The organism is Janthinobacterium sp. YR213 (assembly GCF_900099875.1).
In the GTDB taxonomy this organism is placed as follows: Bacteria; Pseudomonadota; Gammaproteobacteria; order Burkholderiales; family Burkholderiaceae_D; genus Janthinobacterium; species Janthinobacterium lividum.
In genome coordinates this window covers 345,196-367,474 of record NZ_FNDA01000004.1, presented here as the reverse complement: position 1 = coordinate 367,474, position 22,279 = coordinate 345,196, and the positions used below count along the sequence as shown (strand labels likewise).

The 22,279-nt window shown below is 64.4% G+C and carries 21 protein-coding genes; 8 read left to right on the top strand and 13 right to left on the bottom strand.

Features of this window, described 5'->3' with window-relative positions; translation table 11 throughout:
* Positions 1 to 11: 11 nt before the first annotated feature.
* The 3 genes from BLT98_RS19375 to BLT98_RS19365 all read right to left on the bottom strand — a co-directional run bounded on the left by BLT98_RS19375 (position 12) and on the right by BLT98_RS19365 (position 3,511).
* A complete protein-coding gene (locus BLT98_RS19375; protein WP_170846431.1) occupies positions 12 to 713 on the bottom strand; it encodes a hypothetical protein in 702 nt (233 codons plus the stop codon).
* Between the two features lie 93 nt (positions 714 to 806).
* On the bottom strand, positions 807 to 2,264 hold the full coding sequence (locus BLT98_RS19370) for a Ppx/GppA phosphatase family protein (protein WP_092610608.1): 1,458 nt from the start codon (positions 2,262 to 2,264) through the stop codon (positions 807 to 809).
* A gap of 164 nt (positions 2,265 to 2,428) precedes the next feature.
* Positions 2,429 to 3,511: a calcium:cation antiporter gene (locus BLT98_RS19365; protein ID WP_070259032.1), complete on the bottom strand. Its 1,083-nt coding sequence runs from the start codon at positions 3,509 to 3,511 to the stop codon at positions 2,429 to 2,431.
* Between the two features lie 295 nt (positions 3,512 to 3,806).
* Between BLT98_RS19365 and BLT98_RS19360 the strand changes: the two genes are divergently transcribed.
* A complete protein-coding gene (locus BLT98_RS19360) occupies positions 3,807 to 4,136 on the top strand; it encodes a hypothetical protein (protein ID WP_070279126.1) in 330 nt (109 codons plus the stop codon).
* A 16-nt stretch (positions 4,137 to 4,152) separates the two neighbouring features.
* Here BLT98_RS19360 and BLT98_RS19355 read toward each other — a convergent pair whose 3' ends face one another.
* On the bottom strand, positions 4,153 to 5,304 hold the full coding sequence (locus BLT98_RS19355) for a GGDEF domain-containing protein (protein WP_034782841.1): 1,152 nt from the start codon (positions 5,302 to 5,304) through the stop codon (positions 4,153 to 4,155).
* Positions 5,305 to 5,341: 37 nt separating this feature from the next.
* The gene (locus tag BLT98_RS19350) at positions 5,342 to 5,617 is read right to left on the bottom strand and encodes a hypothetical protein (protein WP_034782903.1); all 276 of its coding nucleotides are present in this window, start codon (positions 5,615 to 5,617) and stop codon (positions 5,342 to 5,344) included.
* A 165-nt stretch (positions 5,618 to 5,782) separates the two neighbouring features.
* Here BLT98_RS19350 and BLT98_RS19345 point away from each other — a divergent pair, with 165 nt between their 5' ends.
* Positions 5,783 to 6,559 (top strand): spermine/spermidine synthase domain-containing protein, encoded by a 777-nt coding sequence (locus BLT98_RS19345; protein WP_070259038.1) that lies wholly within the window; start codon positions 5,783 to 5,785, stop codon positions 6,557 to 6,559.
* Positions 6,560 to 6,713: 154 nt separating this feature from the next.
* Entirely contained in the window at positions 6,714 to 9,593 is a 2,880-nt protein-coding gene (locus tag BLT98_RS19340; protein ID WP_092610605.1) for a bifunctional diguanylate cyclase/phosphodiesterase, read from the top strand.
* On the opposite strand, the gene BLT98_RS19335 is transcribed toward BLT98_RS19340, so the two are convergent.
* The 5 genes from BLT98_RS19335 to BLT98_RS19315 all read right to left on the bottom strand — a co-directional run bounded on the left by BLT98_RS19335 (position 9,583) and on the right by BLT98_RS19315 (position 14,262).
* Positions 9,583 to 9,831, bottom strand: a complete 249-nt coding sequence (locus BLT98_RS19335) for a hypothetical protein (RefSeq protein ID WP_092610602.1) — start codon at positions 9,829 to 9,831, stop codon at positions 9,583 to 9,585. The two genes, BLT98_RS19340 and BLT98_RS19335, sit on opposite strands and share 11 nt — an antisense overlap.
* Before the next feature lie 8 nt (positions 9,832 to 9,839).
* Entirely contained in the window at positions 9,840 to 10,721 is an 882-nt protein-coding gene (locus BLT98_RS19330) for a LysR family transcriptional regulator (protein ID WP_092610599.1), read from the bottom strand.
* 91 nt (positions 10,722 to 10,812) lie between these two features.
* Positions 10,813 to 11,430, bottom strand: coding sequence for a PAQR family membrane homeostasis protein TrhA (locus BLT98_RS19325; RefSeq protein ID WP_034782847.1), 618 nt, complete (start codon positions 11,428 to 11,430; stop codon positions 10,813 to 10,815).
* Between the two features lie 134 nt (positions 11,431 to 11,564).
* Positions 11,565 to 13,073, bottom strand: a complete 1,509-nt coding sequence (locus tag BLT98_RS19320; protein WP_092610596.1) for an NYN domain-containing protein — start codon at positions 13,071 to 13,073, stop codon at positions 11,565 to 11,567.
* Between the two features lie 112 nt (positions 13,074 to 13,185).
* Positions 13,186 to 14,262, bottom strand: coding sequence for a dienelactone hydrolase family protein (locus BLT98_RS19315; RefSeq protein WP_244517583.1), 1,077 nt, complete (start codon positions 14,260 to 14,262; stop codon positions 13,186 to 13,188).
* Positions 14,263 to 14,541: 279 nt separating this feature from the next.
* Here BLT98_RS19315 and BLT98_RS19310 point away from each other — a divergent pair, with 279 nt between their 5' ends.
* Positions 14,542 to 14,913, top strand: a complete 372-nt coding sequence (locus tag BLT98_RS19310; protein WP_092610592.1) for a flagellar basal body protein — start codon at positions 14,542 to 14,544, stop codon at positions 14,911 to 14,913.
* A gap of 32 nt (positions 14,914 to 14,945) precedes the next feature.
* Here BLT98_RS19310 and BLT98_RS19305 read toward each other — a convergent pair whose 3' ends face one another.
* Positions 14,946 to 15,551: a TetR/AcrR family transcriptional regulator gene (locus tag BLT98_RS19305; protein WP_092610589.1), complete on the bottom strand. Its 606-nt coding sequence runs from the start codon at positions 15,549 to 15,551 to the stop codon at positions 14,946 to 14,948.
* A 140-nt stretch (positions 15,552 to 15,691) separates the two neighbouring features.
* Between BLT98_RS19305 and BLT98_RS19300 the strand changes: the two genes are divergently transcribed.
* Genes BLT98_RS19300 through BLT98_RS19290 form a run of 3 tightly spaced genes read left to right on the top strand, consistent with a single transcriptional unit; the run spans position 15,692 to position 18,558 of the window.
* Positions 15,692 to 16,753: a sugar phosphate isomerase/epimerase family protein gene (locus BLT98_RS19300; protein ID WP_092610586.1), complete on the top strand. Its 1,062-nt coding sequence runs from the start codon at positions 15,692 to 15,694 to the stop codon at positions 16,751 to 16,753.
* 12 nt (positions 16,754 to 16,765) lie between these two features.
* On the top strand, positions 16,766 to 17,632 hold the full coding sequence (locus BLT98_RS19295) for an alpha/beta fold hydrolase (protein ID WP_092610583.1): 867 nt from the start codon (positions 16,766 to 16,768) through the stop codon (positions 17,630 to 17,632).
* Entirely contained in the window at positions 17,629 to 18,558 is a 930-nt protein-coding gene (locus BLT98_RS19290; protein WP_092610579.1) for an alpha/beta hydrolase, read from the top strand. The genes BLT98_RS19295 and BLT98_RS19290 overlap by 4 nt, the downstream gene beginning before the upstream one ends.
* Positions 18,559 to 18,610: 52 nt before the next feature.
* On the opposite strand, the gene BLT98_RS19285 is transcribed toward BLT98_RS19290, so the two are convergent.
* A complete protein-coding gene (locus tag BLT98_RS19285; protein ID WP_170846430.1) occupies positions 18,611 to 19,147 on the bottom strand; it encodes a molybdopterin-dependent oxidoreductase in 537 nt (178 codons plus the stop codon).
* Positions 19,148 to 19,177: 30 nt separating this feature from the next.
* Positions 19,178 to 21,175: a TonB-dependent receptor plug domain-containing protein gene (locus BLT98_RS19280; RefSeq protein WP_092610572.1), complete on the bottom strand. Its 1,998-nt coding sequence runs from the start codon at positions 21,173 to 21,175 to the stop codon at positions 19,178 to 19,180.
* A 277-nt stretch (positions 21,176 to 21,452) separates the two neighbouring features.
* Between BLT98_RS19280 and BLT98_RS19275 the strand changes: the two genes are divergently transcribed.
* Positions 21,453 to 22,277, top strand: a complete 825-nt coding sequence (locus tag BLT98_RS19275; protein WP_092610569.1) for an IclR family transcriptional regulator — start codon at positions 21,453 to 21,455, stop codon at positions 22,275 to 22,277.
* Positions 22,278 to 22,279 lie beyond the last annotated feature (2 nt).

Sequence of the window (22,279 nt, the reverse complement as noted above, 5' to 3'; positions counted from 1 at the left end):
TGCCCGCGCCATCAATCCTTCTTCGGACGGCCCGTTTTCAGCTGCGGCAAGCCGGCCAGCACGTTTTGCAGGGTAGCCAGGTCGATCTGGCTGATCAGCGCCACGCCGATGCGCAGCAATTCACTTTTCTTGATCTCGAAACCGGCCTTCAGGCAGGCTTTTTTCACCTGGCCCAGGACTTCGTATTCCGCTTCCGGCATGGTGAAGCTGTCGCGCACCAGTTTCGGCTTGCGGGCTTTTTCCTTGACGGCGGCGACCTTGGCGACCGGTGCTTTTTTCGCTGGCGCAGGCTTGGCGGCCGCCTTGGATACCGGTTTGGCGGCGGCTTTCGCGGCCGGCTTGGCGACGGTTTTCACCGCAGGTTTGGCCGCCGGCTTGGCGACAGCTTTCACGGCTGGCTTGGCTGCCGGTTTGACGGCGGCTTTAACGACGGCTTTGGCCGCAGGCTTGACAACGGCAGCCTTCGCTGCCGGTTTGGCGGCTGGCGCCTTGGCCACGGCTGGCTTGACCGCCGCTGGCTTGGCTGCCGCCGGCTTGACGGCGGCTTTTGCCACTGGCTTGACGGCTGCTTTCGCAGCTGGTTTAGCAGCTGGTTTAGCGGCGGGCTTCGCGGCCGGTGCCGCCTTGGCCGCAGCCGCATTGATCGAGGCGCTGGTAGGGAACATCGATACGGGCGCGCTGTCGGCTTTTTTCGCTGGGGCAGTTTTGGTCATGGATTCTCCAATTTAATAAATAATATAAACAATATATACTGTTTTTTAAAATCTTGCTTGCTGCACATCAAGTCATGCGCACGGCATGACCAATCAGACACTGGCGCGGATGGTGAAATCGACCCCGACCTCATCCCAGAATTCCTGCTCCTTCTCGATCCAGAACGACACGGTGGGATGGTGCGCGACCCAGCCGCGCTTGATATCGAGTTCGATGCGGTTCTTCATGCGCAGGCGCAGTTCGCTGAAATCGGCTTCGATGCGCGCATGCATGAGCAAGATCGACAGGCGCAGCGCCAGCACGGCCTTGGCGAAATCGGGGTCGGACAGCACTTCGCCGATCTTGCGCAAGTTGCCCTTCTGCGCCAGGATCAGCCGGCTCATGGTCTTCTGTTCGCGCGTGGTAAAGCCGGGCAAGTCGGCGTTTTCCACGATGTAGGAGGCGTGCTTGTGGTAGCCCGTCTGCGACACGGCCAGGCCCACTTCGTGCAGCAGGCTGCTCCAGCGCAGGCATTTCACCAAGGCGTCGGACGTGGGCTTGAGCTGCGCATACATGGCCAGCGCCTGCTCCGCCACCCTGCCGGCGCGCTGCTGGTCGATATGGAATTTCTCCATGCAGCCCTGCACCGACTGTTCGCGGCGGTCGCGCTTGGTCGAACGCAGGTACAAATCCCACATCACGCCCATGCGCAAGCCCGCCTCGATCGGCGTCATGGCGGGAATAGCCAGTTCGCGGAACAGGCCGATCAAGATGGCCAGGCCGCCGACGATGGTGCTGGCGCGGTCGGGGCGCAAGCCGGGCATGTCGATGCGGCTGGTGTGGCCGAGTTCAATGAAACGGCGCGCCAGCGCATCGAGGCTGGCGCTCGTGAGCAAGCCGTCGCCCAGCTTGTTGCGGGCGATGATGTCGGCGATGGTGCGGATGGTACCGGAAGAGCCGTAGGCCGTCTTCCAGTGCTGCGGACGGTACGGCGGCGCGGCATCCTCGAAATGGCTGCGCGCCGACAGGATGGCCGCCTCGAACGACGGCGCGTCGATGCGCCCGCCGATGAAGAACGACAGGCTTTGCTTGACCGTGCCCAGGCTGAACGACTCGACCCGTTCGATATCGTTGCCGCGCCCCAGTATCAGTTCGGTCGAGCCGCCGCCGATATCCATCACCAGCCGGCGTTCGCCGGGAATGGCCAGCGCATTGGCCACGCCCATGTAGATCAAGCGCCCCTCTTCCTCGCCCGAGATGATCTCGATCGGATGGCCGATGGCTTGTTCGGCCAGCGGCAGGAAGACGGCGCCGTTGCGCGCCACGCGCATGGCCGATGTGGCCACCACGCGCACGGCATCGAGTTCGAAGCCGGCGAGAATGGCGCGAAAGCGCTGCAGGCAAGCCAGGGCGCCCTGCATGGCCGCTTCGGTCAGGTCGCCATTGGCGTCCAGGCCAGCGGCCAGGCGTATCGGGTCGCGCACGCTCTTGACCACGCGGATCGTGTCGCCATCATGCTTGCCGACGTGTAAACGAAAACTGTTGGACCCCAGGTCCACCGCTGCATACATACTGGCCTCTTGTCTTGTCATTACTGTGCCAACTGAAAAAGTTGGCAAACTCAGTTGCTAAACTATATAAATCATTTAAACGATTTAAAAATCCTACCACACTACCCTCATCGTATGACAGCGGCGTGACAGGATTGTGACAAAACGGCGACCAGCCGCGGTGCTTATGGGACGATAGTGGTAAACAGATAGACCGCAAAAATCACCAGGTGCACCGTGCCCTGCATGACCGTGGTGCGGCCCGTGCCCAGCGACAGGGTGGCCACCATCAGCGACAGCAGCAACAGCACCGTCGACTTGATGTCGAGTCCCAGGGTAATCGTCAGGCCCGTGGCCAGCGACACCACCACCACGGCGGGAATCGTCAGGCCGATGCTGGCCAGCGCGGAACCGAGCGCCAGGTTCAAGCTCGTTTGCAGGCGATTCGCGCGCGCGGCGCGCACGGCGGCCAGGCCTTCGGGCAGCAGCACGATGGCGGCGATGACGATGCCTACCAGGGTTTTCGGCGCGCCCATGGCGGCAATCGCCGTCTCCAGCGCGGGCGCCAGCGACTTGGCCAGCAGCACCACGGCGCCCAGGCACACCAGCAGCGCGCCGGCACTGACCCAGGCGACGGTGGCCGTGGGCGGCGCCGCATGCACCTCTTCATCGCCGACGGCTTCCTTGGGCAGGAAGTAATCGCGGTGGCGCACCGTCTGCACCAGCACGAAGGTGCCGTACAGGACCAGGGAAATGACGGCGATGAAGATCAGCTGGCTGGAATTGTAGAAGGGACCGGCGGCGCTCGAGGTGTAGTTCGGCAGCACCAGGGTCAAAACGGCAATCGCCGCCAGGGTGGCCAGCGAGGCGCTCACGCCCAGCAGGCCGAAGGTCTGCTCCTTGTGGCGCCCGGCGCCCAGCAGCAGGCAGATGCCGACGATGCCGTTCAGGATGATCATGATGGCGGCAAACACGGTGTCGCGCGCCAGCCCTGTCGTTTCCGGTCCGCCGGCCAGCATCAGCGAGACGATCAGCGCCACCTCGATCAAGGTCACGGCCAGCGCCAGCACCAGCGTGCCGTACGGTTCGCCGATGCGGTGGGCCACCACTTCCGCGTGGTACACGGCGGCCAGCACGCTGCCGATCAGGCCAGCCACCAGCAGTATCTGGTAGGCGCCGCCGACATTGAAGGTGGAACCGAACAGGAACAGCCAGCCGGCAACGGGGGCGGCAAGCGGCCATACAGGCAGGGATTTGAGCATTTTCATTATGGGCCTGGCAAGAGTAAGAAAGAGGAACTGCGGTGCGGACGGCACAGGGCAGCCTGGCGTGCGCTCGATAGCATAACTTGCTTAGCTTAAATGAAAGTTAGGGAATGCACACGTTCGGGTAGCGGCGCCCCGCGCCTTGCTCATCGTTCGAGCGCATTGCTGTGATGCACCTGCTTGATACCAGTAACTATAGTCCCTTTGGTAACATGCCGTTGCAATTTTCTTGTGTTTTTGCTTCCAGCTGGCTTCATAATGCCAGGCCCGCCCTCGCGGCACAGACCAAGGACAGACCATGATTTCCGTACACAGCGCCGCCATGCGTGCATTCATCCTCGCGGGCAGCTTGCTGAGCGCCGCCGCACACGCGGACACACCGCCAGCGCAGGTCGACGCGAACTGGGCCACCGCGCCCGCGCCTGCCGCAGAGCCAAGGTGGCAAGACAGCCTGCCGCCCGCGCCGCCCGTGGAACCACGCGAAGAAAAGATCCTGCCCAAGAGCGAATGGCTGACCGTCGAACCGATGAAGGCGCCTGACCATCGCTGCGATCCCGGCCTCGATGCCTTGTTCCTGCCCAAGGAATGCGGCAAGGAACCCAGCTGGCTCGGCTCGCGCAAGAAGTAAGCGGGCTTGGGATGAATTAAATGTCCAGGGTGCTGGCACCCTGCGCTTCCACCACCCTGTTGCGGCCCGCCTGCTTGGCCGCCTGCAGCGCCTCGTCGGCGCGCTTGAACAGGCTGACGGTGCTGTCTTCGGCGCGGATGGTCGTCACGCCCAGGCTGGCCGTCAGCTGCAGCACGGCGCGCTCCGTCTTGACGGGCAGCACTTCGACGGCGGCGCGGATGCGCTCGGCCACCATCAGCGCATCGGCCAGGGTCGTGCGCGGCAGCTGGATGGCGAATTCGGCGCCGCCCAGGCGGCCCATCAGGTCGCTGTCGCGCAACTGCTGGCGGCACGTGTCGACGATGGTTTTCAGCACCGCATCGCCCACCGGATGGCCATAGCTGTCGTTGACTCTTTTAAAGTGATCGATATTGAGCACCACCAGCGCCGTCGGCAAGCCAGGCCGGCGCGCCAGTGCCATCCATGGCGCCAGCGCCTGGTAAAAGCCGCGCCGGTTCGGCACGCCCGTGGCCGCATCGAGCACTTCCAGGCGCGCCAGCTCGCCGCCCAGTTTTTCACGCGACAGCAGCAGATAGCCGAAAGCATTCGTCAGCATCATCAGGTACAGGGCGCCAAAACCGGCCAGCTGCAGCAGCTCCGCGTCAAAATCGGGGACGGCGGCGGCCAGCACGCCGCGCGCGGCGATCAGCAGCGACAGCAGGCCCATGCTGACGACGAGGAAACGGCGCAGCATGCTCGCCTCGCGCCACTTGAGGCACAGGGCGGCCACGCCGGCGAGGAAGAAACCGGCCACGATCAGCGAACCGCCGGCGCTGCGCAGCAGCGGCGCCACATCGAACAGGTAACAGGCGGCAAACAGGGTCACCGACAGCCCCAGCGCCGGCAAGACATAACGGCGCCAGCCGCTGCGCCCGGCCGCCTGCCACAGCGCGCCCGCATCGAGCGCCATGCCGGCAAACAGCAGGCTGTTACCCAGCAAGATGGAGAGGAAATCGGGCAGCACGCCGCGGAAGTACAGCAGGCACCAGGCCACGGCCTGGCATTGCTTGGCCACCGCCCAGGTGGACATGCTGAGCGACTTCTTGCGTTCGTACTCGAAGAAGAACAGGGCCGCGCACAGGCTCAGGTTGCCGAGCGCCAGGGCCAGTACCAGGGTCTTGATATCCATGGGCTAGGCTATCGATGCGCAGGCGCGGCGCGCCAGGTCAGATTTCGTGCTCGACATTGGTGCTGCCGTCGCCGACCTTGCTGGCCCACGCCTGCACGAAATACTGCTTTTCCACGTCGCTGGGTGCCTCGTGCCAGAACACGATGAGGGTGCCCTTGTGGTCGTGGATCTGCGCCACTTTTTCAATGAAGCCGACATTGTCGGCCTGGTCGGCCAGCGCCGCCGCGTAGCCATACACGCGCGTCAGCCGCTCGATGCGGTCAGGCTCCGTAAAACTGTTCGTCGCCGTAATAATGGGGTGATCCAAAAACATGCTTGTCTCCATGGTGCCCGACTGCGCGGCCGTGCCGCCGCGCGCCGTATACATCTACATATACGCATGCTCGGCGCGGATTAATCGGGTATGCTCACGGGAGCTTATCAGATTTCTCTGAATGCAACAAAGCATCTCCCCCAGTCCACTCAGCGAAGTCGTCCCATGCCGGAAAACAGAAGCACCACCCCACTTGCCCCGCAGGTGCATACCTGTGGCGACCGGCGCCGCCTGGAATTCCAGCCCGGCATGATCCAGAGCGAAATGCTGCTGTCGCGCCCCGACCATCTGCTGCTGCGCTATGCGCGCGCCATGATGTGCTTTACCCTGTTCGTGCCGCGCCCGCGGCATATCCTGATGGTGGGACTGGGTGGCGGCTCGCTGCTGAAATTCTGCCACCGCCACCTGCCCGACACCCGCATCACCGTGCTGGAATTGCGCGCCGACGTGATCGCCCTGCGCGAGCAGTTCATGCTGCCGCCCGACGACGCGCGCCTGCGCATCATCGAGACGGATGCCGTCAGCTATATCCGCCAGCATCCGGGCTGCGCCGACGTGCTGCTGCTCGACGGCTATGACGAAACGGGCTTGCCGCCGGCACTGGGCAGCGCGCGCTTCTATGCGGACTGCCTGCGCGCGCTGCTGCCCGGCGGCGTGCTGGTGGCCAATCTGTTCAGTTATGACGAGCATTACCCTGCCATGCTGGCGCGCCTGATGCTCACCTTCCGCGGTGCCGTGTGCCACTTCGATGGCATCGCGGGCAATAACCGCATCATCTTCGCCGCCAAGCCGGAGCAAGGCCAAGGCGCCGACGGCCGCGCCGTGCGCGTGGTGCGCCTGGTGCGCTGGCGGCGGATGGCCGGCCTGGCTTTCCTGAACCGCTGGCTGCCGGCCTGGCAATTGTGGCGTGTGCGCCGCCAGTCAGGCGCGGGCAGCGACTGAAAGTCGCCCTCCCCGGTCATAGATATTGTTGCTTATTAGCAGTGATTTGGTGCAAAATCAGCATGATGGATGTGGTTTATGACAAACTACGGCCTGCGTGGGGCCGGCAGGCGCCGCCGAACCCATGTATCCATGAAGTGAGATAGGAAAAACCATGCTGCGTGGCCGCCTGCCATTGTCGATTTCTGCCGCGGCCGCGCTGACCTTTGCCTGCGGCCTCAGCGTGACGGCCGTGCTGTTCGCCGCCATCAGCCAGCTCGAATACGACAAGATGAGCCTGAGCCTGCAGCAGCGCGCCAGCGCCAGGGTGGCCGCCATCGAGCAGGGACTCGACGATGCCGTCGAGGTGCTGACCACGACGAACCAGCTGTTTGCCGCCGTCGTGCCCGTCACACGGGAACAGTTCCACGACTTCACCACGCCGCTGCTGCAGCGCCACCCGTTCATCCAGGCCTTCAATTTCCACCGCATCGTGCCGCATGCGCAGCGCGCGGCATTCGAGGCCGAGCTGCGGCGCATCGTGCCCGACTACGCCATGACGGAAATGCGCGATGGCGTAGTCGTGCCCGCCACGACGCGCGCCAGCTACCTGGTGGTGGACTACCTCGAACCGTTGCAGGGCAACCGCCCCGCCTTCGGCCTGAACGTCAGCCCGAACGGCGTGCTGGCGCGCGCGCTGGAACAGGCGATCGTCAGCGGCCAGACCACCGCCACCGGCCTGCTGGCCCTGGCGCAGGGACCGCAGCAGGGCTTCGTCATCGTGCGCCCCGTGTACCGCCACGGCGTGCCCCTGCAGACGGTACAGCAGCGGCGCACGGCATTGATCGGCGATACGGCGGTCATCGTGCGCGCCGGGGAACTGGTGCAGAAAATCCTCGCCGGCGCAGACCTGCTGGGCGACTCGCAGCTTGAACTGAGCGTCTACGCCGATGCCGGCGCCGACCCGCGCCAATTGATCTTCCGGCATGGCCAGGCGCCGGCCGACGAACCGGGCGGCGCCTGGGAGTCGCTGCCCCGCTGGCTGCACTTTGCCTACCACAGCCATTATGACCGGGCCTTCGCTTCCGCCGGCCGGCCCTGGCACGTGCGCGTGGTGGCCCATCCCCGCCCCTTCCTGGCCGACCATCTGGGCTCCCTGTTTACCCTGATCACGGGTTTGCTGTTCAGCGTATTGACGGCCGCCTTCGTGCAGTCGCTGACGCAGCGTTCGCGCCGCGTGCAACTGCTGGTGGAGCAGCGCACGGCCGACCTCAAACGCAGCAACGAGCTGCTCAGCGCCGACGTGCGGGCGCGCCAGCGCACGGAGCGCGCCTTGCAGGAGAGCGAAAAGCGCTTCCGCCGCCTGCTGGCCCTGTCCTCGGACTGGTACTGGGAACAGGATGCCAACTTCTGCTTCACCCACATCACCAGCGGTTTCACGGACAAGTCGAACATGCCGCTGGAACGCTTCATCGGCCTGACCCGCTGGGACAACAATGCAGAGATGCGCAATTCGCGCTGGGGCAAGCAGCATATCGCCAACCTGGAAGCGCACCTGCCCTTTTCCAACCTCGAATATGCGATGCAGGACCGCGATGGCCAGCTGCGCTGGTTCAGCATCAATGGCGAACCGCTATTCAACGAGCTGGGCGAATTTCGCGGCTACCGGGGCACGGGTTCGGAAATCACGGAACGCAAGCTGGCCGAGCAGCAAATCCAGCACATCGCCCACCACGACGTGCTGACAGGCTTGCCCAACCGCGCCCTGCTGCGCGACCGCCTGGCGCAGGCGATGGCCCTGTCGCGCCGCAAGAACCGCGCATTGTGGGTGCTGTTGATTGACCTCGACCGGTTCAAGTTCGTCAACGACAGCCTGGGCCACAAGGCTGGCGACCTGCTGCTGAAAACCATCGCCACGCGCTTGCAGGCCAGCCTGCGCGAAAGCGATACGGTGGCGCGCCTGTCGGGCGATGAATTCGTCGCCATCCTGTGCGAACAGGCGGACGAAGTGCTCAGCGGCGCCATCGTGCAGCGCGTGATGGATGCCGTGGCGCAGCCGGTGCTATTGGATGGCAAGGAATTCTTCGTCACCTGCAGCATCGGCGTGGCCGTCTACGACATGTCGCGCTACGACGCGCCCGGCGACGTGACCCTGAATGGCGAGACGCAGAACCTGATCGAGCAGGCCGACATCGCCATGTACTGCGCCAAGAAACAGGGCCGCAACAACATCAAGTTCTACACGACGGCCATGAACCAGGCCACCCTGGAGCGCCTGCGCATCGAGACGGCGCTGCGCAACGCCCTGGAACGCGAGCAGTTCGTGCTGCATTACCAGCCGCAGGTGGACCTGGCCAGCGGCCGCATCGTCGGCGTGGAAGCGCTGCTGCGCTGGCAGCACCCCGACCTGGGCATGGTGGCGCCGCAGCGCTTCATCGCGCTGGCGGAAGACACGGGCCTGATCGTGCCGATCGGCGCCTGGGTCATGCGCGAAGCGTGCGCGCAGGTAAAACGCTGGCATGCGGCGGGACTGGACACCTTGCGCCTGGCCGTGAATCTGTCGGCGCGCCAGTTCAACGAGCCGAACCTGGTGGCGTCGATCGCCGACGTGCTGCTGGAAACGGGCTTGCCACCCGCCTGCCTGGAGCTGGAACTGACGGAAAGCCTGTTCATGCACGACGTGGCGCTGGCCGTCAGCCAGCTGCACGACATGAAGGCGCTGGGGGTGAAGCTGTCGATCGACGACTTCGGCACCGGCTATTCCAGCTTCGCCTACCTGCGCACCTTCCCCATCGACGTGCTGAAGATCGACCGCAGCTTCGTCGGCGACGTGGCGCGCGACGCGGACGATGCGGCCATCGTCGTTTCCATCATCGCCCTGGCGCACAATTTGAAGCTGCGCGTGGTGGCCGAGGGCGTGGAAACGGCCGAGCAGCTCGATTACCTGCGCCGCCATGGCTGCGACGAGGCGCAAGGTTTTTACTTCAGCCGGCCACTGCCCGCGCACGAAGTGGAAGCGCTGCTGCGGGCGGAAGAAACGCACGTCATGCTGTAGCCGGCGGCGGCACCCTGGCACCCAATTGCAGTTCCTGCCAATCGGGCTCAATGCCCGCTTGCTCGAGAAACGACGCCACGTCGAGCGCGCGGGCCGGATCGATATCCTGTTGCGGATGCATCCACAGCAAGTCGCACTCCGTGCAAACGATCACCGCCTGCCCCGTCTTCTTGACCGTTGCGTGCAGCAGGTCGCCATATTCGCCGCAGGTGGGGCACTCCATGCTCTTGGCCTTCATGCCCGGCCTTACAGCTTCTGTTGCAGGAATTCGAGGAAGCAGCTGATGCGCTGCGCCAGTTGCGTGTTGCGGTAGTAGACGGCGTGGATCTGCTGGCGGTAGCCCGTATAGAACGGCTGCAGCACCTGCACCAGGCGGCCGGCCGCGATGTCGTCCTTCGTCATGAAGTCGGACAGGCAGACGATGCCCTGGTCGTGCAGGGCCAGCTGGCGCAGGGTTTCGCCGCTGGACGCGGCCAGCGCGGGCACGATCTGCAGGCTGTTGCCGGCTTCGTGGCGCAGCGGCCAGCTATTGCCCAGTTCATATTGCGCAAAGCCCAGCAGCGCATGGCCGGACAGCGCTTCCGGCGTGGCCGGGGTGCCGTGGCGCGCCAGGTAGGCGGGCGTGGCCAGCACGTGCAGCGGGCTGGCACTGAGGGGGCGCGCATGCAGGGTCGAGTCGACCAGGGCGCCGATGCGGATGGCGATGTCGGTGCGGTGCTCGAGCAGGTCGGCGATCTGGTCGTTGCTGGTCAGCTCCAGGCGAATGTCCGGGTACATGGCGCGAAATTCCGCCACGTGGGGCACCACGCAATGGAGCATGAAGGGCGAGGCGGCATCGACGGACAGGCGCCCGGCCGGCTTCTGGCGGCGGATGCGGATCGACTCTTCCACGTCTTCCATCGACGCGAGGATGGCGCGCGCCTTGTCCAGGAACAGCTGCCCCTCTTCCGTCAGCTCCATGCGCCGCGTGGTGCGCGTCAGCAGCGAGGTGGACAGCTTGTCTTCCAGGCGCGACAGGGCGCGGCTGACGCCCGAGGTGGTTTGCCCCAGGTGCACGGCGGCCGCGCTCAGGGTGCCGCTGTCGATCACGGTGACGAAAATTTTCAGGTCGTCCGAATTGATATCCATTGTTGCCTTATTATTGCCGCATTGTTGCGCTATTTTCACATATCGCGCCATTATAATGGAATCATGGCAACAGTGAAGGCAGCAGCCAACGTCAGGCAACGTAGAACAAAATGGCGATAAAATGGCAGCTACTGCCGGCCAGCACGAACAGGTGCCAGATGCCGTGGCCATGGCGCAGCTTGTGGTCGGTGGCATAGAAAGCGATGCCGCCCGTGTAGCACAGGCCGCCTGCCACCAGCCACAGGAAGCCATTCCACTCGAGCGCCGCCAGCAGCGGCTTGATGCCGATGACGATCAGCCAGCCCATGGCCACGTAAATCACCAGCGACAGGATGCGCGCGCCTTTCGCGTACACATATTCCTGCACGATGCCAAGCAGAGCCAGGCCCCACACGACGCCGAACAGCGACCAGCCCCAAGGCCCGCGCAGGGTCACCAGCATGAATGGCGTGTAGGTCCCCGCGATGAGCAGGTAGATGGCGCAGTGGTCGAGCCGCTGCAGCACGGCCTTGGCCTTGCCGCGCACGCTGTGGTACAGGGTGGAAGTGAGGTAGAGCGTGAGCAGCATGGCCGCATACACGCTGCAGCTGACGATTTTCCAGGCATCGCCCGTGCGGGCCGCCACGACGATCAGGATGACGCCGCCGATGGCCGCCAGCGCGGCGCCCACCGTATGGGAAATGCTGTTGAAGCGTTCACCGTAATACATGCATCACCGCCTGCCGCGTTAAAGACAGGCTCATCGTACACGCTTGGGGACCAGGTGACGCAACTTCACCCCAATAGAAAGGCCGGGGTCGGACCCTGAGGGTCCGACCCCAGTACCTGCTTGGGGGGTGTCAATCAAGCTTCTTCCGCCTTCTTGCGTGCAGGACGGCGCGCCGGCGTCTTGCGCGGCGCCTTGGCTGGCTTGTCCTCGGCCACAACGGCCACTTCCACCGGCGCCGCTTCAACGACAGGTGCGGCTTCCACCACGACGTCAGCCGCCTTCTTGGCCGGTTTCTTCGCCGCTGCCGCCTTGCGGGCCGGCGTGCGCGGCTTGGCCTTCGGCTTCGCTTCCACTACCGGCTCAGGTACAGGCTCAGGTACAGGCTCCGGCATGGTTTCGACCACCGGCGCCACCTCGACGGCGACAACTTCGGCACGCGCTTCACGCCCGCCATCGCCATTCTTGCGGCCACCGCGGCCATTGCGGCGCGAACCGCGCTTGGCGTTGCCTTCTTCCGTCGCCAGCTCGACCACCGGCTCCACCACCTCGGCTACCTCGTGCTGCGCTTGCGGCTGCGGCGCCGGCGCATACTGCTCGACGACGACTGTTTCCGCGTCGGCCACCGGCACGAAAGCCTGTGGCGCGGACTCGCCGCGGCGTTGTTCGTTCTGCTTGCGGCCGCCACGGCCATTGCGGCGCGAATCGCGGCGGCTGCCGCCTTCGCGCTGATTGCCCTCTTCCGCCGTCACGCCCGTCTCGCCGGCGACGATGGCCTCGCTGGCGGCTTCGCCGTTCACGGCAGCGGGTACGGCCACCAGGCCGCTGCTGCGGTAGACATAGGCGCCCGATTTTTCATCGCGGCCAAATTCCAGCAAGCCGCGCGTCTGCGCTTCTTCCAGCAGGTTGCCGAAGGTACGGAAACCGTAATACGACTCGCTGAAATCGGGCTTGCGGCGCTTGATCGCTTCCTTCAGCATCGAGGCCCAGATCTTGCCGCTGTCGCCCCGTTCGGACACCAGCGCGTCGAAGGTTTCGACAGCCATCTCGATCGCTTCCGTCTTGCGCGACTCGTACTTTTCCTTGCGGCGCACTTCCTCGTCAGGCGAACGCTTGGCCGCAGCAGCCGGGCTTTCGCGCGCGTCGCGCTTGGCGGCCGTGCGGCGGCTCTCGCGCACCAGGTCATCGTAGAAAATGAACTCGTCGCAGTTGGCCACCAGCAGGTCGGAGGTCGACTGCTTGACGCCCACGCCGATCACCTGCTTGGCGTTTTCGCGCAGTTTCGACACGAGCGGCGAAAAATCGGAGTCGCCGCTGATGATGACGAAGGTGTTGACGTGGGCCTTGGTGTAGCACAGGTCCAGCGCATCGACCACCAGGCGGATGTCGGCCGAATTCTTGCCGGACTGGCGCACATGGGGAATTTCGATCAGCTCGAAGTTTGCCTCATGCATGGTGCCCTTGAAACTTTTATAACGGTCCCAGTCGCAATAGGCCTTCTTGACAACGATGCTGCCCTTGAGCAGCAAGCGTTCGAGGATGGGCTTGATATCGAATTTTTCGTAATTTGCATCTCGCACGCCAAGCGCGACGTTTTCAAAGTCGCAAAACACGGCCATGCTGAGGTTTTCTGGGGATGACGCCATAAGGGTGAATTCTCGCTGATGATAAGGGCGGACGGGAAGCGCAACGCCTCCCTTTTCGCCTAGTATATTCGCCCATCCCCCGTTTCGGCGACAACTATCGTGCGCAGCCCGCCTATTGCGCGCCGCCGGCGGCGCTCGCGCTGGCGCCGGCGACCGGCCAAACGACGCTTTCATCGACGGAATACAGCTGGCACGGCAGGCTGCTCCGGCGCTGGCACGAGGCCAGCGCGCGCACATCGGGGCTTTCACCCTCCTCGGCCCAGCCCCAGGCGCCGCTGGCCGACAGGGCAAAGGCGCGCGGCGCGGTTTTCTCCAGGAAGACGCGGTAGGCGGCGCGCCCCTGCTCTTCCAGATACGGCACGGCGGCGATATCGTCCTGCGGCGCGAAATGCGTGGCGGGCGGCGACGGCGCCTCGGCCACGCGATAGACCTGCCGCACCGGCATGCCGATCTTCCGCAGGAAGCGCTCGGTGGCGGGCAACCACACGGCCACGCCGTCGCGGCTGCCCAGGGTCAGGTGCGCGTCGCGCTTAAACGGACCATAGGCGAGCAATTGCGCCCGGCCGCCCGATCCGGTAAAGGAATTGAACAGCCGCCGCGCCAGGGCCGGCGAAAAATACGAGTCATTCGCGCCATACAGCCACAGGCTGGGAATGTGGTTGTAGGCGCCCATGGTGGCGAAGGACTTGGCCAGCGCCCCTTGCCAGTCGCAGCCGGGCATGTCGACGCGCAAGCCGCCGGAAAAATTGAGCACGCCGCGCACGCCGGGCAGCACGCGGGTGGCCAGCGCCAGTGCCGCCATGCCGCCATACGACTGCCCCGCGACGACGATGCGTTCCTGGTCGACCCAGCTCTGGCGGCGCGCATAGGCCAGCGCGGCCAGCATGTCGCGCGCCTGGCTCTGGGCGTTGCCCAGCATGTCGCAGCCGAAATCGCGGTAGGCGCCCGTGGAACGCGCAAAGCCGGCGCGCATGGGCAGCATCACCGCATAGCCGCGGCGCACGAATTCGGTCGCCATATAGATGAAGCGCTCGCGCGCCTGCAGCCGGGCCGGGCCGGCCTGCTTGCCATGATTCATCAGCAGCAGGGGAAACGGGCCGGGGCCGGCTGGACGGAACACCGTCGTTTCCAGCATCTCGCGCAAGCCATCGCCGGCCGGCACCATGATGACCTGCTCGTTCAGGCGCACATCGAGCGGCAGTGACGAATGGGCAAGCTGGGCTTTCAGGGACAGGCAAGGCAGACTGAGCAGAAAACCCAGGAAAAGAGGACTAAACAGGTGAAAAATGGCGGACTCCGTGGATGACTTCCCTGCCAGTCTAGGCAGCGAAATGCCACAGAACAATATAAAAAAATTACGTGATGCACCTATTTTTTGCGGCAACCACCCGCGTGAAAAAATGTTGCCTTGCACCAACCACTTTTCCCGCTGGCGGGAGTAAACTGGGTGCATTCTGAAGGAGTTGCCATGTCCATATCCGCCCTCACCACCGGTACCTCGGGGCTGACCGCCAACCAGCGCGCGCTGGATGTGGCCGCCAACAATATCGCCAATGCGAACACGCCGGGCTTCCAGCCGCAACAAGCCGAGTTCCAGGAAGCCAGCCCGGCCGGCACTGGCGTTACCCTGTCTGTCGAAGGACGCAAGCTGGCCGCCAGCGAAAGCGTCAGCAGCGCCAACGCGAATGCCGCCAAGGCGGCGGAAAGCCGGCCGAACGGCGTGGGCCTCGCTTCCGAGCTGACGGATAACCTCGTCTACAAGGCCGGTTTTAATTTATCGGCGAATGTCGTCAAGGCAGCCGACCAGGCTTTGGGCAGCCTGATCGACGTCAAGACCTGAGGCAGCAAACATCCACGGCGACTATCGACACGCTAGTCTGGTTTTTGCATTTCCAGCACCAAAGGCGCCATCGCCGGCGCAATCAGCGCCAGCAGCCGTTCGGCCGGAATGCCGTCGCGCGCCTGCACCGACAGGCCATGCAGCAAGGCCGCATAATAGTCGCCCAGCGCCTGCACGTCCGCCTCCCCTTTTAATTCTCCCGCCAGCTGCGCCGCGCGCAGGCGTTCGATGACGGCTTGCGTGCGTGCGCGGCGGTGCTGCGCCAGCCAGTCGGCGATGCCCGCGTTTTCCGCGCTCGTATTCGTGGCGGCCGTGACCACCATGCAGCCTTGCGGCTGGCCGCTACGCGTGTACAGCAGCACCGCTTCTTCCAGCATGCGCGCCACGGCGTCGCGCACATTCAGGCTGGCCGCCAGCGCATGCACGGCAAAAGCGCCCTCGCCCGTTTCATACAATTCCACGGCTTCGCGGAACAACTGTTCCTTCGAGCCGAACGCCGCATAGATGCGCGCCGAGGCGATGCCCAGCGCCGCCACCAGGTCAGCCATCGATACGCCTTCATAGCCGCGCGTCCAGAACGCGTCGCGCGCTTTTGCCAGCGCCAGCGCGCGGTCAAATTCCCTCGGTCTTCCTGCCATCTTGATCCTCTGCTTGCGAAGTGGCGGCCAGTATAACGCCTGGCGCCCACGGCGCGTTCCCGATTTATTTTGCATCACGGGCTTGACCGAAGGGAAAATTTCGCCTATTCTTTGTCGATCGACAAACAATAGGAGCCGATATGAAAACCATCCAAGGACCAAGCCTGCACCTGGCACAATTCGCCGCCGACACGGCGCCCTTCAACACCCTGCCCGCCATCGCCGAGTGGGCGGCCGGCATGGGCTTCAAGGCCCTGCAGATCCCCGCCTGGGATGCACGCCTGTTCGACGTGGCGCAAGCGGCCCATAGCCAGCAATACTGCGACGACCTCGTTGCCATGCTGGCCAGCCATGGCCTGGTCATCAGCGAACTGACGACGCACATCCTCGGCCAGCTGGTGGCCGTGCACCCGGCCTATGACGCGCTGTGCGACAGCTTTGCGCCGGCCCACCTGCACGGCCAGCCGGCGGCGCGCACCGAGTGGGCCATCGAGCAAGTGAAACTGGCGGCCATGGCCTCGAAGCGCCTGGGCCTGACCGACATGGGCACGTTTTCGGGCTCGTTCGCCTGGCCCTACCTGTTCCCGTTCCCGCAGCGCCCGCCCGGCCTGATCGAAGCGGCCTTCGACGAACTGGCGCGCCGCTGGCTGCCCATCCTCGACGTGTGCGAAGAGCAGGGCGTCAACCTGTGCTACGAAATCCACCCGAGCGAAGACCTGCATGACGGCATCAGCTTCGAGATGTTCTACGAGCGCGTGGGCCGCCATCCGCGCTGCAAGATGCTGTTCGACCCCAGCCACTTCGTGCTGCAGCAGCTGAACTACCTGGAATTCATCGACATTTATAAAGACCACATCCGCATGTTCCATGTGAAGGATGCGGAGTTCAATCCGACGGGGCGGCAAGGCATCTATGGCGGCTACCAGTCATGGGAAAACCGCGCCGGGCGCTTCCGTTCGCTGGGCGATGGCCAGGTCGACTTCAAGGCGATCTTCTCGAAGATGGCGCAAAACGATTACGCGGGCTGGGCCACGCTGGAATGGGAATGCTGCCTGAAGGACCAGGAAGTGGGCGCGCGCGAAGGCGTGGCCTTCATCAATGCCCACATCATTCCCGTGACCGACAAGATCTTCGACGACTTCGCCGGCGCCCCCGTCAGCGCGCAGCAGATCAATACCCTGCTCGGCATCGAGCACAACTAACAAGGAAACACCATGCATCAGAATCAAGACAGCTACACCCACGACTACGTCCGCATCGACGGCCAGCGCCTGCATTGCGTCATCGCCGGCGAAGGCAAACCCGTGCTGCTGATCCCCGGCTGGCCGCAAACCTGGTATGCCTGGCGCCATGTGATGGCGGCCCTGGCGGCCAACGGCTACCAGGCGATCGCCATCGATCCGCCCGGCAGCGGCCACTCGGAACGCCCGGCCGGCGGCTATGACACGGGCGCCGTTGCCGCCACCCTGCACCGCGCCATGCTGGCCCTGGGCCATGCGCAGTACGACGTCGTCGGCCACGATATCGGCATGTGGGTCGGCTATGCGCTGGCCAGCGATTTCCCGCAGGCCGTGACGAAACTGGCGCTGACGGAAGCCGTCATTCCAGGCCTGGCGCCGGCGCCGCCGATTTTTGTCGCGCCGTCCGACAACATCTTCCTGTGGCACTTCATGTTCAACCAGGTGCTCGATTTGCCGGAGATGCTCACGGCCGGCAAGGAACGCGAATACATCCGCTTCATCCTGGACCGCTGGTCGTACCGCCGCGACAAGGTGGCCGTCGACGTGTATGCGGACGCCTATGCCACGCCGGGCGCCCTGCGCGCCGGTTTCGCCTACTACCGCGCCATTCCGGAAACCATCCGGCAAAACCTGGAGCGGGCGAAAAAGAGCCTGGCCATGCCCGTGCTGGCCATCGGCGCCGACCATGCGACGAATGACGCGCCCCTGCTGACCATGCAGGGCAAGGCCGATATTTTGCAGGGCGCCATCGTCGCCGAATGCGGCCACTTCATCATGGAAGAACAGCCGGAAGCGTTCATCGCCCACCTGCTGCCCTTCCTGGCCGGAGCACCCGCATGAGCCTCGACCCGCTGATCGCCGTCTGGCTGGACGAGGGCAAGGATGCGCCGCAGCCCGCCTCGCTGGCGGACTTGCGCGCCGCCACGGAAACGGGCTTGCGCCAGCTGCACGGACCATTGGAAGACGTCGCGTCGATCAAGGACTACGTGCTGCCCGGCGAGCATGCGCTGACCGTGCGCGCCTATGTGCCGGCCGGCGCGGACACGGGCCAGCCCTTGCCCGCCATCGTCTTTGCGCATGGGGGAGGATGGTGTCTGTGCTCGCTGGACCTGTACGACAATCCGTGCCGCGCGCTGGCCAACGCCACCGGCTGCGTGGTCTTTTCCGTCGACTACCGGCTGGCGCCTGAGCACAAGTTCCCCGTGCCGCTCGATGATTTTTATCGGGCGCTCTGCTGGGTCGCGGACCATGCCGAGGCGCTGGGCATCGACGTGAAACGGCTGGCCGTGGGCGGCGACAGCGCGGGCGGCAACCTGGCGGCGGCAGCGGCCCTGATGGCCCGCGACCAGGCCGGTCCCGCGCTGGCGCACCAGCTGCTGCTGTACCCGGCGCTCGATTTCGCCTTCGACACGCCATCCTACCAGCGCTATGCGGAAGGCCATTCGCTGACACGGGAAGCCATGCGCTTTTGCTGGTCGGCCTACCTGAACGAGCCGGCTGATGGCGCGCAGCCCTACGCGGCGCCCCTGCGGGCCGCCTCGCTGAAGGACTTGCCGCCGGCGACCGTGCTCGTGTGCGAATACGACCCGCTGCATGACGAAGGCGAAGCCTATGCGCGGTATTTGCGCGACGACGGCGTGGCGGCGCAATGCGTGCAGCTCGACGGCATGATCCATGCGTCGATGCACATGCTGGGCTTGACGCCAGCGGCGCGCGGCCTGTTCGACGTGGCGGGCCAAGCCATGCGGCAAGCGCTGGCGGCATAAAAAAAACGCGCCGGGGATGGCTCCACGGCGCGTTTTTTCCATCAGCTGCGCGTCACTCCACCAGCTTGCGCACCTCGATGTGGTTCAACCACTTCACGTGGCGCGGACCCGTGCGGATATCCCTGGCCGAGATCAGGGCGATCTCGCCATCGCTTTCGTCAAGCGCCTTGCCGTTCTTCTCGTAGTAGACGATCACGCCCTCGCCGGCCGGCGCGTTATACAGCTCGGCCCAGGAAAACACCACCGCGTAACCATCGGTGGCCGTGGCGATGATGGCGAGCTTCTTGACGTCGTTGTGGCCCGGCGCGTCGAGCACCGCCTTGTCGAGGATATCGCGCAAGCGCACGCCCTTGTAACTGGTAATGGTCTCGGCCTTGTCGCCGTTATGGCGCGTGACGGCAAGCTCGCCGCCATTCGCCGGCGGCAGCTGGCGCAGGTCGGCCACTGTCAGGGTCAACGGCGTTGCCACCTTGCCCGTCACGGTCAGCGCATGGCTCATATGCTCGCGCGCCGGCGCCGGGCCGGCCCATGCGGGCGCCGTCGCCAGCAGGGCGGCCGAAGCAAAACCAAGGAATATTTTCTTCAACATGCTGTGTCCTTTCATGGAACAATCAAAAAATCAGAACTGGTATTGCGCATTGGCCAACCAGGTGCGCCCCGCGCTGGGGAAACCGTCGGCCAGCGCGTAGTTGCGGTCAGCCAGGTTGCTCACGCCCGCTTCCAGGGTCAAGGCCGGCAAGGGGCGGTACACGGCCTTCAGGTTGACGGTGGCAAAGCCGCCCAGTTCCAGGGTGTTCGAGACCCAGCGCCCGCTATTCGCTTCCGCGATGGCCACCACATCGAGCTGGCGCGCCGCGTGCAGCACGGCGTGCGCCGTCAGCTTGTGGCGCGGCACGTCCGTCAGGCGGATGGCGCGGTCGCTGACGTTCTTCATTTCCGTGTAGGTGTAGTTGCCGCCGAAGTCCAGCCACGCGCCGGCGCTGCCGCGCAAGCCCAGCTCCGCGCCGCTGATATGCGCCCTGCCCGCGTTCTGCATCTGCGCGCGTACGCCCGCCACATTCGCCACGCTCTGTATCTTGTCCTTCACGTCGCTGTAGAACAGGGCGGCATCGAGCGCCAGCCCGCGCATGCTGGCCTGGTAACCCAGCTCGTAATTCATCGCTTCCTCGGCGCGCAGGTTCGGGTTTTCAATATACGTGCCCAGGCGCTGCGAGTAGCGGTCCTTCAGGGTCGGCAGGCGCGACTTGCGCGCCACCGTGGCGTACACCCTCGCGTCAGTACCGATCTTGTGGAACAGGCCCGCCTGCATGTCCGTGGCCGATTGATTCTCCGGCAAGGTATACGCGTTGCCGGCGCTGTAGACAGTGTCCGGACGCAGTGCATTGCGCGACACGCCCAGCGACAGTTCCGTCGCCGCATCGAGGGCAATGCTGTCTTCCGCACCCAGGGTCCACAGGGCATCCTTGTACCAGGTGGTGCGCACGCCCTTGGCGTCGAGTTCCTGATGCTCGTCGGCCTTGTAGCTGGCGACAAAGCGCAGGCTGTGTGCGGCCAGGCGGAACGATTCGAGCTCCACCGCGCCGCCGTTCGTGCGGTCGTTATAGATGCTGCGCCCGCCGCTGACGCTGCCCTGGCCGCTGGTTTTCAGGGTCGCGTAGCTGCCGTTCGTGTAGGAGGTGATTTCATTGTCATAGCTGTCGTGGTACAGGCGCAGTTTCAGGCGCTCGGTGTCGCCCAGGCGCGTCTGCGAGACGAAGTACACGCTTTCCTTGTTCCAGTACGGCCATTGCCAGTAGCGCGCGCCGACGGGATTCGTCGATGGCGGCTGGCCCTTCTCGCCATGCTGCTTGTAGTAGCTGAGTGCATATTCGCCGCCGCCCACGGGCGTGTAGCCCACCTTGAACGACAGTTTATGATCCTTGCGGTAGGCGTTGTTGCGCGTGCCGCCGTCTTCCGTGGCCGTCGGGCGGAAATCCGACGACAGGGGAAAGCCGTCGCTGTCGATGTACGACACGCCCGCCTGCAGATACCACAGGCCCTGGTTCGTGCCCACGTTGGCCGACACCTGGCGTTCGCTGCCCGAGCCGAAACCGATGGACGTATCGCCTTCCAGCCGCGCGGACGGCTTGCGCGACACCAGGTTGATGGCGCCGCCCAGGGTATTGGCGCCGTAGGCCACGGAGCTGTAGCCCTTGGCCACCTGGATGGCGGCCAGGTCGCTGGTGGTGAAGCGGTTGAAATCGACATAGCCGTCATACGGCACGTAGACGGGAATGCCGTCGATGTACAGCGGCACCTGGCGAGAGTCGAAGCCGCGGATGGCGACAGTCTTCTCATTGCGCGCATTGGTCGACAGCGACACGCCGGACAGCAAATTCAGAGCATCGCCCACGTTGTCGCGGTTGAACCGGCGCATCTCGGCGCGACTCACTTGCGACCCCACCTGCTGTTCCATCTGCCCTGCCTGCTCGCGCTGGCCGATCACCGTCACCGTGCCCAGCACGAACGGCGCCGCAGCATCCACGCCATCGTTGCCCGCCATTTGCTGCGCCCGCGCCGTCTGTGCCATGTGCGCCAGCGCCAGCATCACGGCGCCTGCCAATACCTGTTTCAACATCGTTTCGATCTTTCCACTGTCGTTATATAGAGTCTCATATAGCGATACTCAAAAAAGCGGCCACTCTTGCGGCGGCCGTCACCCAACAGCGCAATATACAGACGTATATAACGAGGCTCAAGCGACAAGCGCCAAAACGCCTGCGCAGGTCAATTTTCCGAGAAAAATTCATGCAGCGCAGCATTTCGCTGTGCGAACGAATGTTTCACAAAACGGTTGACACGTCGATTTTGGCTAGGCAAACTGATTTCCAGGGAGCCTGAAAATGAATGCAAATATGACAAATATTCAGACCGCAGCAGATCCGGAACTCATCGTCTTCAGCGATGACGAGGAAGGCAAGGACCGCCAGTTCGTCAACGCGCTGGCGCGCGGGCTGGAAGTACTGCGCTGCTTTCGCCCCGGCGAAGTGTTCCTGTCGAATGCGGACATGGCCAGGCGCACGGGCATTCCGAAACCGACGATTTCGCGCCTCACCTATACCCTCACCAAACTCGGCTACCTGAATTATTCGGACAGCCTGGGCAAGTACCAGCTGGGCGCCGGCGTGCTGGCTCTCGGTTACCGCATGCTGTCGAACCTCGATGTGCGCAAGATGGCGCGCCCGCTGATGGAAGAACTGGCCGAACATGCGCAAGCCTCCGTTTCGCTGGGCACGCGCGACCGTCTCAGCATGGTGTACGTGGAAACGTGCCGCAGCAGCGCCAACGTCACCCTGCGCCTCGACGTCGGTTCGCGCATCCCCCTGATGACGACGGCCATGGGCAAGGCCCTGCTGTGCATCCTGCCGCAGGCCGAACGCGACTACCTGATGGACCATGCGCGCGTGCACGAGACGGAACGCTGGCCGCGCATCAAGGCCGGTATCGAACAAGGCTTCAAGGATTACCAGGACCGGGGCTTTTGCATCTCGGCCGGCGAATGGCAGAACGATGTGCACGCCGTGGGTGTGCCCATGCTGGGTGCCGATGGCGAACAGGTGATGGCCTTCAATTGCGGCGGCCCCGCCTTCCTGCTGTCGCGCGAAAAACTCGAATCGGATCTGGGACCGCGCCTGGTCGCCCTGGTCAAGACAGTGGAAAAAAACCTGGGCCGCGGTTAGAC